11 protein-coding genes are annotated in these 15,043 nt (G+C 42.9%); 5 read left to right on the forward strand and 6 right to left on the reverse strand.

Annotated features, from left to right (window positions below):
* The 5 genes from PX484_RS01095 to carA all read right to left on the reverse strand — a co-directional run.
* On the reverse strand, positions 1-104 hold a 104-nt coding region (locus PX484_RS01095; RefSeq protein WP_288102686.1), incomplete at its 3' end, for a DUF1816 domain-containing protein.
* A gap of 112 nt (positions 105-216) precedes the next feature.
* Complete coding sequence (gene rlmB / locus PX484_RS01100) at positions 217-1,083, reverse strand: 23S rRNA (guanosine(2251)-2'-O)-methyltransferase RlmB (RefSeq protein ID WP_287664928.1); 867 nt, start codon at positions 1,081-1,083, stop codon at positions 217-219.
* Positions 1,084-1,126: 43 nt separating this feature from the next.
* Positions 1,127-1,543 carry a Mini-ribonuclease 3 gene (locus PX484_RS01105; RefSeq protein WP_004268539.1) on the reverse strand — a complete coding sequence of 139 codons (417 nt, stop codon included), beginning with the start codon at positions 1,541-1,543 and terminating at the stop codon, positions 1,127-1,129.
* Between the two features lie 3 nt (positions 1,544-1,546).
* Positions 1,547-1,897: an STAS domain-containing protein gene (locus PX484_RS01110; RefSeq protein WP_045360375.1), complete on the reverse strand. Its 351-nt coding sequence runs from the start codon at positions 1,895-1,897 to the stop codon at positions 1,547-1,549.
* Positions 1,898-1,971: 74 nt separating this feature from the next.
* Complete coding sequence (gene carA, locus PX484_RS01115) at positions 1,972-3,120, reverse strand: glutamine-hydrolyzing carbamoyl-phosphate synthase small subunit (RefSeq protein WP_287664929.1); 1,149 nt, start codon at positions 3,118-3,120, stop codon at positions 1,972-1,974.
* 197 nt (positions 3,121-3,317) lie between these two features.
* Between carA and PX484_RS01120 the strand changes: the two genes are divergently transcribed.
* Together PX484_RS01120 and PX484_RS01125 are read left to right on the forward strand one after the other, a co-directional pair.
* Complete coding sequence (locus PX484_RS01120) at positions 3,318-4,211, forward strand: helix-turn-helix domain-containing protein (protein WP_287664932.1); 894 nt, start codon at positions 3,318-3,320, stop codon at positions 4,209-4,211.
* A gap of 256 nt (positions 4,212-4,467) precedes the next feature.
* Positions 4,468-7,185 carry an AAA-like domain-containing protein gene (locus PX484_RS01125; RefSeq protein WP_288102679.1) on the forward strand — a complete coding sequence of 906 codons (2,718 nt, stop codon included), beginning with the start codon at positions 4,468-4,470 and terminating at the stop codon, positions 7,183-7,185.
* Here the strand turns inward: PX484_RS01125 and PX484_RS01130 are convergent.
* Entirely contained in the window at positions 7,182-8,624 is a 1,443-nt protein-coding gene (locus PX484_RS01130) for an AAA-like domain-containing protein (RefSeq protein ID WP_288102680.1), read from the reverse strand. The two genes, PX484_RS01125 and PX484_RS01130, sit on opposite strands and share 4 nt — an antisense overlap.
* A gap of 728 nt (positions 8,625-9,352) precedes the next feature.
* Between PX484_RS01130 and PX484_RS01135 the strand changes: the two genes are divergently transcribed.
* The 3 genes from PX484_RS01135 to PX484_RS01145 all read left to right on the forward strand — a co-directional run bounded on the left by PX484_RS01135 (position 9,353) and on the right by PX484_RS01145 (position 14,864).
* Positions 9,353-10,282, forward strand: coding sequence for a VOC family protein (locus PX484_RS01135; protein ID WP_149107576.1), 930 nt, complete (start codon positions 9,353-9,355; stop codon positions 10,280-10,282).
* 31 nt (positions 10,283-10,313) lie between these two features.
* Positions 10,314-10,976: a nitroreductase family protein gene (locus PX484_RS01140; RefSeq protein WP_002776854.1), complete on the forward strand. Its 663-nt coding sequence runs from the start codon at positions 10,314-10,316 to the stop codon at positions 10,974-10,976.
* A 93-nt stretch (positions 10,977-11,069) separates the two neighbouring features.
* Positions 11,070-14,864, forward strand: coding sequence for an AMP-binding protein (locus PX484_RS01145; RefSeq protein ID WP_288102681.1), 3,795 nt, complete (start codon positions 11,070-11,072; stop codon positions 14,862-14,864).
* Positions 14,865-15,043 lie beyond the last annotated feature (179 nt).

Consider the following 15,043-nt stretch of genomic DNA (forward strand, 5'->3'; position numbering starts at 1 on the left):
AAATAATAAGTACATCTGGGATAGTCGGTTTTAATCTCGACCCAGTAGGCTAATCCGAACCTTTCGAGTAAGCTAATCAAAAATTCTTTCATTTCGTTCCCCATCTAAATCTACTCTGGTGGTTTTGTTACGTTTGTTTACATTTCGCAAACTTCCTTCCTATTCTATTTATACTTTCTCCTTTTGGCTATTGGGAGTGTCGAAAAATACAGATTTTCAATCGGGGGAATTTTGCCAGCGTTGCCGGTAAACCTCGTAAAGAGCCATAGCCGCCGCCACCGAAGCATTGAGACTGGGGGTTTTGCCTGCCAAGGGGATAGATACCAACTCATCGCAGGACTTTTGGGTCAACAGACTCAAACCCTCTCCCTCCGAACCTAGCACCAATCCTATCGCACCCGTTAAATTGATTGTGTGTAAGGATTTACTGGTTTTTGCCGCCGTGCCGTAGAGCCAAAAACCCGCCGCTTTTAATTCTTCTAAAGCACGATTGAGATTGACCACCCTGGCCACAGGTAAATATTCCAAGGCCCCCGCCGCCACTTTCATCACCGTCGATGTCACCCCAGCGGCGCGACGTTGGGGAATAACTACCCCCTGACAACCCATGGCTTCGGCGGTGCGAATAATTGCCCCAAGGTTATGGGGATCCGTAATACCTTCAGCGATGACGATGACGGGGTGGCGACTTTTGCCCTTAGCTTTCTCGATCAGATCGGCTAATTCGATATAATCATAGGGAGACATCTGGGCGGCGATCCCCTGATGATTGGCCTTACTGGTAATCTGATCGAGACGCAGATCGTCCACCTCATCAATTACCGTGCCGTTGGCTTTGGCCTTTTCCAAAAGGGTATGATAACGGGGATCGTAACGAAGTCGATTGACCACCCAAATCCGATTCAGTTGGCGCTCCTCTTCCATGGCTGTTAAAACCACCCGGCGACCGTAGAGCAGATCATCAGCTTCTTGGTTTTCTGGAGTTACTGCTGGGGATTTAGCCAGAATTGGCCCGGTTTTTGGCCGCGAGGGCCGGCGAGAATTACGATTATCGGACTTGTCACGAAATGGTCGATCGCTCATGGTTGCATGGATTAAGAGTAAAGTCGGGAATCGTCCCTGAGGGCTATAATTCTAGTTTTTCTAATAGTTGATGTAATCTTGAGGGGTCTTGTAGATAAAGATAGCCGAACAGGGTTTCTAAACTGCTGGCCTGCTGATAGACTTGGGCTGTCAGACGACGGCGTTTTCCCGTGACCGCATTGCGTCCCCGGCGCAGAATTTCTTTTTCTTGGTCCGTCAGATAGGGCTGCAGTTGTGCTAAATCTAAAGCCTGTTGTTCGGCCCTGACTTTGCCCACCACCTGAGCGTGATAGTCTCCCAGACGCTGGGGCGGCAGTAAATAATAGCTGCGGATATATAATTCATAAACAGCATCCCCCAGATAGGCCAGAGAAGCGGGCGATAATCGGTCAAGACCCTCTAGGATTGGTGAACCCTGGCCACTGACCTGTAAGCGAATTTTTTCGAGAGGAGATTCCACGATTTACGCTTTTTCTAGATATTCGATCGCCGCTTCCAGGGTGGGTTGCAGGGAAAAAAACTTTTCCAATCGCACCAGTTTTACGGTTTGAGTTACCCGGGGATTGGTAACAATTTGTAAACTGCCCCCTTCGGTTTTGGCCTTTTTCACCAATTTTACCAAAGCTCCTAAACCGGAGCTATCGATAAAATCAATCTGAGCGAGGCTAATAATCACATCCTTGGGACCTTCCTCCACATAGCCTTCGATCACCTTACAAAAAGTCGGTTCGGAAAAGGCATCTAAAAGACCCGTCAAACGGAAAATTTGGTACTTATCTCTGACCTCACGCGTGCCTCGCAAGCTGACGGTCAAGTTAATTGCTTCTGGAATAATCCCCTCCTAGCTCGAGAGCCGTAAAAATCAAAACCCTAGTATATCCTAAAAATTTACGACCGATCCTTTTTTGCTTGCCGCATTAAATCAACAAATTGGCCAAACAGATAATCGGCATCGTGGGGGCCAGGACTGGCCTCGGGGTGGTATTGTACCGAGAAAAAGGGCAGAGACTTGTGTTTTAACCCCGCTACGGTGCGATCGTTGAGGTTGAGATGGGTAATCTCCACTTGCGGATTTAAAGAGGCCTCCTGCACGGCAAAACCGTGATTCTGACTGGTAATTTCCACCTGTTGCTGCAGTCCACAGGGTTGATTTAACCCGCGATGGCCAAATTTCAGTTTAAAGGTTTCTGCTCCCAGGGATAGGCCTAAAATTTGATGACCCATACAGATGCCAAAAGTGGGTTTTTCTCCTTGTAAAAGTTGCTTGGCTAGGGCAATCCCTTCGGTGACAGCCGCCGGATCTCCCGGTCCGTTAGAAAAGAAAATACCATCGGGATTATAGGCGGCGATTTTTTCTGGGGGAGTGTCAGCGGGAACCACGATCACCCGACAACCGTAGCTGGCTAAACGCCGGAGAATATTGCGTTTGATGCCAAAATCGATCGCCACCACCGTTAACGGTTCTTGATCACTATCAATTGGCGCAAATTCCCAGGCGGACGGGGTGGGAGTCGTCCATTCGTACACTTCCTTGGTGGTTACTTCCTTAACTAGATTTAATCCCGCCATACTGGGGGCTGCCTGCACCAACCGCAGTAAATCGTGATAATCGAGTATTTCCGTGGAAATTGCCCCATTCATCGCCCCAACCGAGCGAATTTTGCGGGTCAGAGACCGGGTATCGATGCCATAGATGCCAATAACATGATGAGCGGCCAGATAATCCGGTAGGGATTGGCTAGAACGCCAATTACTGGGCCGGTGGCAGATATTTTTGGCGATCGCACCTTTCACCTGGGGACGAATTGACTCCTCATCCTCGGGGTTAACCCCCGTATTTCCCAATTCCGGATAGGTAAAAGTGACGATTTGACCGGCATAACTGGGATCGGTGAGGACTTCCTGATAACCGGTCATCCCCGTGTTAAAGACAACTTCGCCGACGGTGGTTCCCTTGGAGCCGAAGGAATAACCCTCGTAAACTGTACCATCAGCCAGAACTAATAAGGCTTTTTGACTAGCAGCACTTGATATCATCGTCAATTTTTTAATCTTGAGTAGTGGTGAGAAACAGAAGTCAAGGATAGACTAGAACAGGGACTAGAAAACGAATTGCTTAGTTTTAATTGGCTAGAGCGTTTTATGATTAAGAGTACATCCGCTCAAGGACAACAGCTTCCCCTGACTAGCCATCGGCAAGATCCTATCGCTTAAAAAATAACTATATAAGTAATATGAGTCCAAGAAAACTGACTGATGCCACGAAAAAAGAAATTCTTAAGCTTTATCGGGAAACGGAGGCCACCACTTCCACCTTAGCCGAGCGTTATGGCGTGAGTAGCTCTACGGTCAGTCGTTTTCTCAAAAATTCTTTTTCTAGCGAGGAATACGAGCAGTTAATCCAGAAAAAACGCTTGGCCCGCAATCCTCGCGGCCTCGAGGAGGAGGGAGCAGCAGCGGATTTATCGGAAGAAGCGATCGAGGTGATTGGTTTTTCGGCAGCCCACATCGCAGCTAAGGATGAGCAGGCTTTTCAGCAACCGATCGCCGCTGTGGAACAATTAACCCTGTTAATGGATACCTCTTACCCGCCAGAAGCAGATAATTCGGAAGAGACAGAAATTAATGGCGATAAACCCCTAGAAAACGCTAATTTAACCGAGTTTTTCGTCGAAGCTATCGAGGAAGAGGAGGAAGATGAGCTTGACGAGGATTGGGATGAAGAGGAGGATGAAGATGAGGAGGATGAAGATGAAGATGAGGAGGAAGAGGAACTAGCGGGGAGCTATTTAGGCCCCACTATCGTTAAAACAGCCCAATTACAGATATTACCCCTATCGGCGGCGGCTTTTCCCAAAACCTGTTACTTGGTGATTGATCGCGCTGCCGAATTAATCACCCGTCCCCTCAAGGATTTTGCCGAATTGGGTAAGGTTCCCCCTCAGGAAATCCAGCAGCGCACTCTCCCCATCTTTGAAAGTCATCGCATCGCTCGTCGTTTCTCCAAGCGCAAGGAAAAAGTGATTAAAGTTCCCGACGGTCGCCTGATCGAAAAAGCTCACGCTCAACTGGAAGCGAAAGGGATCACCCGTCTGCTCATGGATGGTCGTATCTACGCTTTAGAGTAGGGAATTAGGGGATAGGAGACTTTTCAGTCTCTTCCGAACCCGTTGCTGAGGGTGGGGACTCGCGCAGTTGAGAGAATTCAGCTTAGATGAGTTTACCCGAAGAAAATATGTCAATTTCATTCAGAGCAGAACTAGCTTACCAATAATCGGCTATGAGTGAGCGCGGTTTTTTCTGGATTTATCACCGGGGTTAGTGTAGTTCAAACTGGTATTACTTACCCAAGTTTTGGTTATCTGGTCAATAAAATACCGAAATATGCAAGAAAACGCAACCGCCGAGAATGTTTATAAGTTTTCTAGTACCTTATCTCCTTCCGATCCAAGCTATGTGGATAGAAGGGCTGATCTGGAACTGTACCAAGCTCTGATGAACAGTCAGTATTGTTATATTTTCAATTCTCGCAAAATGGGCAAGTCGAGTTTGACAGTACGCATCCAAACTCAAATTGAAGTACAAGGAGTAGCCTGTTCCCGTATAGACTTAAATGAATTGGGGACATCAGTAGATCAATCTAGCTGGTATCATTCCTTAATTATTGAAATTGCCGAACAATTAAAACTAAATATGACGGATCTAGAATCTTGGATTGCCAGTCAATCTGTTTCTAATGTTGGGTTACTTAGACAGTTTATTAAAGAAATTTTATTGATAAAAATTTCAAACAACATTGTTATTTTTATTGATGAAATTGATGTGGTTAGAAAACTACCCTTTGCTACTGATGACTTTTTTGCTTACATTAGGTCTTGTCATGAAAAGCGAGTTATTAATGCAGATTTTAATCGTATTTCATTTGTTTTAATTGGCACGGCTACCCCCAATCAATTAATTCAGGATAGTCAAAGAACTCCTTTCAATATTGGTAAAGCAATTGAATTAAATGGACTGTCGTTAGAAGATAACTGTCAACCCTTGATGCAAGGACTAGAAGGGTTGGGTGTTTCCCCTCAAGAAATTCTACAAGAAATTTTTAGCTGGACTAATGGTCAACCTTTTCTAACTCAAAAATTGTGCTATTTAATGGCCAAGTTTAAAGTTACAATACCTCAGTCTCTCTTATCAGCTTGGATGCGAGATTTTGTTTATAAACACATTATTGATAACTGGGAAAAAAAAGATGAACCTGCTTTTTTATCAAGTATAAGAGAGCGACTTATTTATCATCCTGATCAAGGGTATTTACTAAGGGTTTATGCTAATGTTTTAAAAGGTAAATTGGTGAAAGCGAGTAACACACCAGAACATGATGAATTATTACTATCTGGATTAGTTATCGTCGATAATCAGGGCTATCTTAGAGTGGCTAATGCTATTTATCAGGCAATTTTTAATCAAAAATGGTTATATAATGTATTAGCAGCTAGTCGTCCTTATCAATTGGAAATTGCTAAGTGGGAAGACTCAAATTTTACCGATACAAATTGTTTACTGACAGGTAAAAAGTTAGAGGAATCTAAAAAATGGCAAGAAGATAAAGAATTAGATAGTATCGATTATCGTTTTTTAGCCGCATCTGAGAGCATTACTCGTCAAAAACAATCTCGTTTATTTATGTTGGCAGCGGGAATATTTACTAGCATTGTTACAGGTTTACTTGGGTTGGGATTCTACCAGTCATGGCTGTTACCTTACTTTTATAAAATTCCCTATACTAAGGAGCCTGAACTATTTAGCCAAGGCGAAAAAAAGCTACTTATTAAACAGGAAAATTTTTATAAAGATCGGGGTATTTTGGCTTTTAAAAATGCTAATTATTTGGAAGCTAAACAGTTATTCAAAAAAGCCTATCTCGCTCATCCTGAAGATGCAGAAAACTTGATTTATTATAATAATGTTATCGCTTATTTAAGTAATAATTATGTGACTTTGGCGGTGGTTATTCCCAGTGGCAAAAAAAATGAAATTTCCCAAGAAATCCTTAAAGGGATTGCTCAAGCACAATATTTATTTAATAGCCAATTACCGACAAGTGCGAATAATTTATTTTTAAATATCGTTATTGCCAATGATAATAATGATGAAAAAGTTGCTAAGATAGTCGCCAAGGAAATCGTTAAAGACCCCAAAGTTATTGGAGTAATTGGACATTATTCTAGTGAAGCCACCTTAGCAGCTTTACCTATCTATGAAAGAGCCAAAATTACTTTAATTTCTTCGACAAGTTCCTCGGATGTAATTGAGAGTGAATACTTTTTTAGAACCGTTATCACCAATGAAAAAATTGGTGAGACTTTAGCTAATTATGCCAGCCAACATGATCTAGATAAGGTAATTGTTTTTAATAATTCTAACCAGATTGATAGCCAAGAACTTACTCAAGAGTTTCATCAAGCTTTCCAAAAAAAAGGCGGTAAAATCACTAAAGTAATTGATTTATCATCTTCCCTAGATATTGACGCAGAAGTTTTAAAAGCATTTTCCCAAGATCAAGTTAGAGGAATTGTCTTATTTCCCAGTTTGGAATCAGCTTCTGTGGTAGTAGAATTATCCCATACTCTTGAACAGTTGAATACCAGCACCACTCCAGAACTGAAAAATAAGCTAGTTCTTTTAGGGAGTCATTCCATGTATGAACATGAAATGTTGGTTGATAGCGGTAAATTTATTGATAATTTAGTTTTGGCTGTGCCTTGGTTTTCCCATCTAATTAAGTCCCAAAATTTTGTCAGAGATGCTCAAGCTTTATGGAAAGAAGATATTAGTTGGCGAACCGCTACCAGTTATGATGCGGCCCAATCATTTATAGCTGCTATTAGAGCCTTGCAATCCCAGAATAAAATTTCTTCAGAGTTGATACAAGAATATTTAGAAAACCTCAATCTTTCGGCCAGTTTGACCTCAGGCAATTCTCTCAGGTTTGTAGATAATGAATCCGAATCTAATCGAGAACCAATTACTGTCAGGGTTAAGAGTAAGTTAGAAGCAAAACTTGAAAACTCAATTCAGTTTCAATTGGAATCTCAACGAGACTAATCAAGCAAGTCGTCAAAATATACTTGATACAAATTGCAACGCACCTCTAGGGTATCATAACTTTTGTGGATCAGTCCCAATCGTTCCAAAAATTGGACAGATTCTCCTTTCATTTGAGCCGGAGTCAGAGCTTTTTTCTGAAGAATTTGCCTAAAAATATTCCGTAGGTTAGCATTACTTTTCAGATATCTCATCAGTAGGAAAAAATGACTTTGAAATGGCTCTCGTCCCTGCAAGGCATCATCTAGAACCTTTTCTAGAGAATTCCCTTCTTGCAATTTTACCAAGATTAACTTAATTAAATAAGGATTACCTCCCACTAAGTTCATGACCTTATGAACATCTGATAACGTCCAATTAATGCCATTAACTTGAGCGAAAGTGAGAACTTGTTCCGCATTAAAATCCGATAAACTAGCCACATAACCTACACCAATTAAGGGAGAGGCATAAAAATCGTAGTTGCTATAAAATTCCGTTGAATGAATAATAATTAAGCGTAGTTTCCGCCAAGGTTGGGAACGTCTTTCATGCCAACTTCTGAGAATACCACAAATTTCATTACCGATTGTTTCAGTTTCCAAAATTGTATCAAATTTTTCAAAGACAAAAACCAGAGGATTAGCGCTGGGTTGGAGAACATATTCCTCTAAATATCGTCGAGTTTTGTGGGCAGGAGTTCCGGGACGAGACCAAAATTTATCGAGAAGAGATTCGTTAATCTTTAATTCTTGGGTAATGGTACGACAAATCGACAGCAGCAAGTCTTCACAACTAAGGGCAATAGTGGCTTTTTCCTCCTCACAATCAATGATAACTGGTTGATAATTATCTTGTTTGAGATGATGGACTAACCAATTAACTAAACGGGTTTTGCCACTATTATGAGGTGCGCGAATTCTTAGCAACGATTGTTCTTGCTGAAGAACTTTGAGACAATTTTCCTCCAGAGGTGGACGTTTTACATAATCCTTAATATAGGTCTGATAATCCTGTTGTTTTTCCTCATCTAAAGAGGAGAAAATAGCAGCAATTGCGGGAGATTGATGTTTACTTTTGTTTGCCCACTCTTGATCAAAGCTCCTTAGGTTGGTTAAAATATCATGACCCCGTTGCCAAAAAGTAATTTGAAAAGTACGAATTTTTCCTTGATTATTGATACGATGATCTTCCAAAATACCTAAAAACTTTTCGTTAAGATATTCCGTCAAAGCATCACGAATTTGCCATAACTCCAGCCTTTGACCACATTTTTCAGTCAGCATTTTTAAAGCATTAAGTTCGGCTTGAATTTTCAATTTTTTCTCATTAATCCAGCTAAATTTAATAGCCAGATTTTCACAATTATCTACCTCGTAGTTAGCAAACTTTAACAGAGCATTAAGCAGATATTTGGTTCTTTGTCTGGGAATATCCCCATAGGTAACTTTTCTAGACATTATCTCAAGTTTAGTAATTAAGGACTTTGCTGATAATTGAGAAATTTAAGTAATAATTTGGTTACGGATTAAACTTAAAACAGTGACTTTCCTATCCTCCTTTTTGAGTGCAAGCTTCGCTCCCCTGTTTAACGGCGTGCGCTAAATCCAACCGTTCGAGAAAAATTTGACCTGTCAGTTCGCGAGTTTTCAATTGATGCCATTCAGGTGCAACAAGATTGATTTCAGAGGGGTATTTGGGCAGTGGAAACAGAAATAATCCTTGCCGCTGCTACTGATCCCAATATTCTCTGACTTGCTTACTCGAACGATAGCGGATTTTTCTAGAGGGTACCTCAAAAAATAGATTTACTTCAGCATTGCACCGCCTGAAACCCTGATGAAACCTTTGTTGATTCTCAATTAGTGTGAATATTTTCTCAATAAGTCCAATTTATCGAGGTACTCTAGACAACCTTGACCACATCTCTCAAAAAAATTTTCCGCAAAACCCCGAAGTTCCCCAAGGTTTTTCTCCACCCCCAAGTTACTCAAACTCCAGTCTGGGATAGCAATTGAGGGCAAGAAAAATTAGCCTTTGACTGTGGGTGTACCCACAATGCCATAATCAACCACAACAAAGTTCAGATTTTCTTAATAGTCTTTTTCCCCTTGCTATGGCAGCACTTTGACCGATATCTGTCTGGCTATTTTGTGCCGAATTAGACAACTCCACTGGATGACCGACTATGACTAAAATTGCTGATATTGCCTACGTTACCTATCAACATCCGGATTTAGACCTGTGCGAACGTTTTTTGAGGGATTTTGGACTGATTACCGCAGTTAAAACCGATACAGCCTTGTATATGCGAGCTAGAGGCAAAAAACAGTTTGTCTATGTCGTAGAATGGGGAAAAAAAGCTAAATTTGTCAGTTTTGCCCTAGAAGCGACATCAGAATCCGTCTTACATGAACTAGCCACTTTAGCCTCCGCTTCGACCGTGGAAACCCTGTTCACCCCCGGCGGTGGTCAGCGCATCAAAATTATTGACCCCAACGGTTTTAACCTAGAATTGGTCTATGGTATCGAGGAAGTGGAACCTTTGCCGATTCCTGAACCCTTGCAATGGAATCACGCTAGTCGGAAAACCCGTTTAGGTCGCACCCAAAGGCCGAAAAAAGAACCCGCACCTATTTTACGTTTAGGTCATCTAGCTATTGATGTCAAAGACTTTGAGGAAAGTTATCACTGGTATCAGCAGACTTTTGGCTTAAAAGCAACAGATTTAATTTATTACGGCCATCCCAGTTTACGAGTCGGGGGTTTTCTTCGTTGTCAACGGGGAGAGGAATGGGTTGATCATCACACCATCGCCATGTTGCAAGGTTCTCACCCCAAAGTCCATCATACTGCCTTCGAGGTGCAAGATTTTGACTCTATTAAAATCGGCCACGATTGGTTACGAGAAAAAGGATGGACTCCTGTGTGGGGTATTGGTCGCCATTTGTTGGGAAGTCAAGTGTTTGACTATTGGCAAGATCCTTTCGGTAGCCTCATTGAACATTTTACCGATGGGGACCTTTTTGAGCAAACCACCGAGCCAGAACTTCACGCGGGTGGGTTAGATATTCTCTATCAATGGGGACCGGCGATTCCCGAAAGTTTTTTAGGTTAAACCGTTGAAAACGTCTCATAAAAGGGTTTAGATGATGAATATTGCTGAAATATTTCAAAAAAGACGCTCTACTCGTAAATTTCGCACCGATGCCATTCCCGAAGAAATTTTAGCCGAAATTTTTCGTTTGGGATTCCAAGCTCCCTCTAGTTATAATTTGCAACCATGGCGATTTATAGTGGTTAGAGAACCAGAAAATAAGGCAAAATTGCGAGAATTCGGCTTTGAACAAGATAAATTAGTCGATGCACCCGTGGTTTTAATCTGTTGTGGCGATCGCCAAGTTAACCATCGTGGTTACATTAATCAAGTGATTGAGTTAGGAAAGCAAGAGGGGACGATTTCCGAAAAACGGGCCAAGTTCATGCACATGGCCATTCCGCCTTTTTTCCAATTTAAACCCTGTTATCAGTCTCCAGAAGCTTGGAGCAACCGACAAGTTATGATTGCGGTTACTTATCTCATGATAGCGGCGCAAAGCTTGGGGGTGGATAGTTGTCCCCTAGAAGGATTTGTGGCTAAACCCTTGCGCGAGTATTTCCAAATTCCCGATACGGTCGATGTCTGTTGTCTCTTAGCCTTGGGATACGCTGATGAACCCTTGAGCGAGTATGGGGGACGTTTTGGGACTCAGAAGCTCTGCTATGGCGAAATTTACGGAGAAACCTTTAATTTAAGCCCAAATCACCCCTAGAATTCTAGTCGCCCCCCGTCACCAGAAACTTTTCCCGGTGCGAGAGGATTAAATCTTTGTTTTCGATTCCATTGAATAATGGGGAGTAAAAAAATGACTCTTTGTTTAGATAATAAGCTTAATTTGTCAGAAATAAGCAGTTTAGTCGATATTATTCGTTATCGCGCCCAATACCAACCCCAAAAAACGGCTTATACCTTTTTAGTCGATGGCGAAACCGAAGAAAAACGCCTTACCTACGGGGAATTATTTCTGGAAGCGCAAGCGATTGCCAATAGTCTCCAATCCATCCTATTACCGGGGGAACGAGTTTTATTAGCATACCCTTCGGGATTAGAGTTTATTACTGGGTTTTTCGGCTGTTTATTAGCAGGAGTAGTGGCAATTCCAGTCAATTTGCCCAAGAAAAACCAAAAGATGGCTCGCTTAACTTCTATTATTAATAATTCGCAAGCAAGCTTACTTTTAAGCACACAATCGGAATTAGACCAATTAAAAAGGCAACTAGACAGAGATATTCCCTTTCTAGCTACGGATAGCTTAATCGGCAAAAGTTTAGCCGAAGACCACCCCACTCAGATAAAAGCAGAGACCTTAGCCTTTTTACAATACACCTCTGGTTCCACGGGGACTCCCAAAGGAGTGATGGTCAATCACGAGAATCTTTTGACCAACCTCCGAGATTTAGATTTAGGTTGGGAACACGATGAAAAGAGCGTTATGGTGACATGGTTGCCAACTTTTCATGATATGGGGCTGATTTATGGCATTTTACTGCCTTTTTATCGAGGATTTCCCTGTTATCTCATGTCCCCGGTTTCCTTTTTACAACGTCCTTTCGGTTGGTTAAATGCCATCAGCAAATACAGGGCCACCCACACTGCCGCCCCTAATTTTGCCTATAAACGTTGTCTTGACAAGATTAAAGAGGAGCAGCTGGCGGATTTAGACTTAAGCAGTTGGAAAGTGGCTTTAAATGGCGCAGAAACCGTCAGAATGGAAATTTTAAGCGAATTTGCTCGTAAATTTGCCCCCTGTGGTTTTGAGTTTGCCGCCTTTTGTCCGGGTTATGGTTTAGCCGAGGCCACCTTAAAAGTTGCTGCTGTCAGGAAAAATCAAGTTCCTCAAATCTGCTGGGTTGAAAAAGCCGCTTTAAACCGTCATCAAATCGTTTTTACGGAAAAAAGCCCAAATTCTCAATCCTTAGTCAGTTGTGGACAAACAGAAATCGACACAGAAATTGCCATTGTTAATCCTGAAACCCGTCAACGCTGTCCCTCCCAGCAGGTGGGAGAAATTTGGGTGAAAGGCAAAACCGTTGCCCAGGGCTATTGGCAACATCCCGAAGCTACAGAAAAAACTTTTCAAGCAGTTATCGCCGATACCGGACAGGGTTTTTATTTGCGTACAGGGGATTTAGGTTTTATTCATCAGGGTCAACTATACATCACCGGACGCTTGAAAGACCTGATGATTATTCGCGGCGGTAACTACTATCCCCAGGATATCGAACAGACCGTAGAACAATGCTATCCCGACTTTTGCCCCAGTGGAACTGCCGCCTTTACCGTAGAAATCGAGGCAGAAGAAAAGTTAGTCCTGGTTCAAGAGGTAGAAAGAACGGCAATTCGCCGTTTTAACCAGCAAAAAGCCCTAGAAGCAGTTCGTCGAGCGGTTTTTCAAGAACACGAATTGCAAGTTTATGATATCGCTTTTATCAAACCCGCATCTCTGTCCAAAACTTCTAGCGGCAAAATTCAACGCCACGCTTGCCGTCAACAGTATTTAAACCAGCAACTTCCACTAATTTCATCCCCTATGCCGACGCTAACCCCCCCCCTCAGCAGTCACCAAGCTGCCCCCACAACCGCTAGTCAAGAAAAAACCGAGCAAATCTTGACTTGGTTGCGAGATTACGCCAAAACTCGCATTAATTCCCATCTGATTGATGACCGTCGTTGTGTGCCGCCCTATATTGTCATGGATTTTGGCAATCAAGGACTGATGGGAATGCAGATTCCTGAAGAATACGGGGGAATAGCCCTTAATAATCGCAATTTTTTGCAGGTGATGGAACAATTAGCCGCCATTGATTTAACCCTGGCGACGATGGTGAGTCTCAATAACAGCTTAGGTATCCGTCCGCTGCTCAACTACGGGACTATTTCCCTCAAGCAAGAGTTATTACCTCTTTTAGCGACAGGAAGACAATTATCCTCCTTTGGCATGACGGAACCGGAAGCAGGAGCGAATATCGGGGCAATTAGTACCGTTGCAGTGCCGGATGGCCGAGATAAATGGCGAATTCGCGGCCTTAAGCGTTGGAATGGTTCTGCTTGGGCCGGAATGATTAATGTTTTTGTCCGTTTGCTTGATTCGGAAGAACCGGGGAATAACGGTTTGACAGGTTTTCTTGTCCGTCAAGGTACCCCCGGTCTGCGTTTGGGACCTGAATCCCTAACTATGGGATTACGGGGAATTATGCAAAATGCCATCTATTTTGAGGATGTTTTAGTCACTAAAGAGCAATTGCTGGGAGAATTGGGCAATGGCACTGAACCCGCCGACGATGCTTTACTTTATGCCCGTTTAGGTATTGGCATGATGGGAGTTGGCGGCATGAAACGCTGTTTACAATTAATGTTACGTTATGCCAGCCGTCGTTCGATCGCTACCGGTAAATTGCTAGAAAGTCCGATTACTTTAGCCCGTTTTGATCATTTAACTGGGGCTACGGTGGCCTTGTCCAGTCTCTTAAAGTGTATCACCACCGCCTTAGACCAAAAAGTGGCCGTTCCCAGGGAAATGGCCGTTATTGCCAAGATTACGGGGGCTGATTACCTCTGGGAAGCGGCCGATAGTCTCGTTCAGATGCTGGGGGGTAGAGGTTACATGGAAACTAATCTTGCCCCGCAAATTCTCCGGGATGCCAGAGTTTTACGAATTGGCGAAGGTCCTAACGAAAGTTTGAAAATCTTTTTGGGCAAAAGTATCACCCATACGGACAAATTAGGCGAATTTCTGACAAAAGTTCTGGAAGCGCCCGAGATTGCCCTGCAACTCCACAGCACCGCCCAATCTATTAATCAGCGTTGTCTCCAGTCTAATCTCTGGGGTGATCGTTCTGCCGCCTTAGCTTGGGCCTATTCTTTAATCGGAGAATTGGGTTGTTACGCCGCTTTAGTAGCAACAACGGCGAAAATGGCCCAAATTCACCCCGGGGAAAAGTACAGTCATGCCCTAGCTTGGAGTCAATTGCAGTTTGATTTATGTGTGCAGAAAGCTCTCCGGGGAACACCCGAAGAAAACTTTGCTTCTTCGGTGGCGACTATCCGCGATCGTATCCTCGATTATACTCAATCTATTGATGATATTGAACAACGTCTAGACGGTTCCGATTATCAACTCGACGAGTTATTGACGTTGGAACCAGAAGCTAAACAGACTCATCCTCAAGCTGAAACTTCTCTGGTCGAAATTGCTAGTCAACCGACGCAGAACCGAGTAAATATACCCTCTAGTCCGAAAAAGTCCCTTCTTAGCCAACAAACTCCCGAAAAGGTGGAAATGTGGTTAGGTAATTGGTTACACCAGAAATTAAAGGTCAATCCAGCCACTATCCAAACCAGCCAGTCTTTTGCTGATTTTGGCTTAGATTCAATTTTTGCCGTGGAATTAGCCCAAGATCTTGCCGATTGGTCGGGAATCCCCGTCGAAGCCACCATTGTTTGGAATTATCCCACTATTGATAGTTTGGCAGAATATTTAGCTAACCAGATTAATCAAAGCAATACTGGGGCTGAATCGGCAAATACTCGAGAAAAAAGCGAAATTTTAGCAGTTTTACCCCAAATATCCGAAGAAGAAATCTCTGCTTTCTTTAGTTAATCGCTGGTGGGGATAGGATAGCTAATTTCCCTTGTCCTATCCCCCACCTCGGAGTCACGAGGACAATTGTGACTATGCAACTAAATTTTCCCATCCCGACAGTATCAAGGTTTTTCCCGCTTATCCGTGACTTTTTCCCAAGCATAACCTGAGATGAAAGTGACGTGACATAACAAGAC

This window comes from Microcystis sp. M49636_WE2 (genome assembly GCF_030065375.1).
Lineage (GTDB): Bacteria > Cyanobacteriota > Cyanobacteriia > Cyanobacteriales > Microcystaceae > Microcystis > Microcystis aeruginosa_C.

Coding starts and splice junctions, on each gene's coding strand:
- rlmB (WP_287664928.1), bottom strand. CDS start 1,083: ATGAGCGATCGACCATTTCGTGACAAGTCCGATAATCGTAATTCTCGC.
- carA (WP_287664929.1), bottom strand. CDS start 3,120: ATGATATCAAGTGCTGCTAGTCAAAAAGCCTTATTAGTTCTGGCTGAT.
- PX484_RS01120 (WP_287664932.1), top strand. CDS start 3,318: ATGAGTCCAAGAAAACTGACTGATGCCACGAAAAAAGAAATTCTTAAG.
- PX484_RS01125 (WP_288102679.1), top strand. CDS start 4,468: ATGCAAGAAAACGCAACCGCCGAGAATGTTTATAAGTTTTCTAGTACC.
- PX484_RS01130 (WP_288102680.1), bottom strand. CDS start 8,624: ATGTCTAGAAAAGTTACCTATGGGGATATTCCCAGACAAAGAACCAAA.
- PX484_RS01135 (WP_149107576.1), top strand. CDS start 9,353: ATGACTAAAATTGCTGATATTGCCTACGTTACCTATCAACATCCGGAT.
- PX484_RS01140 (WP_002776854.1), top strand. CDS start 10,314: ATGATGAATATTGCTGAAATATTTCAAAAAAGACGCTCTACTCGTAAA.
- PX484_RS01145 (WP_288102681.1), top strand. CDS start 11,070: ATGACTCTTTGTTTAGATAATAAGCTTAATTTGTCAGAAATAAGCAGT.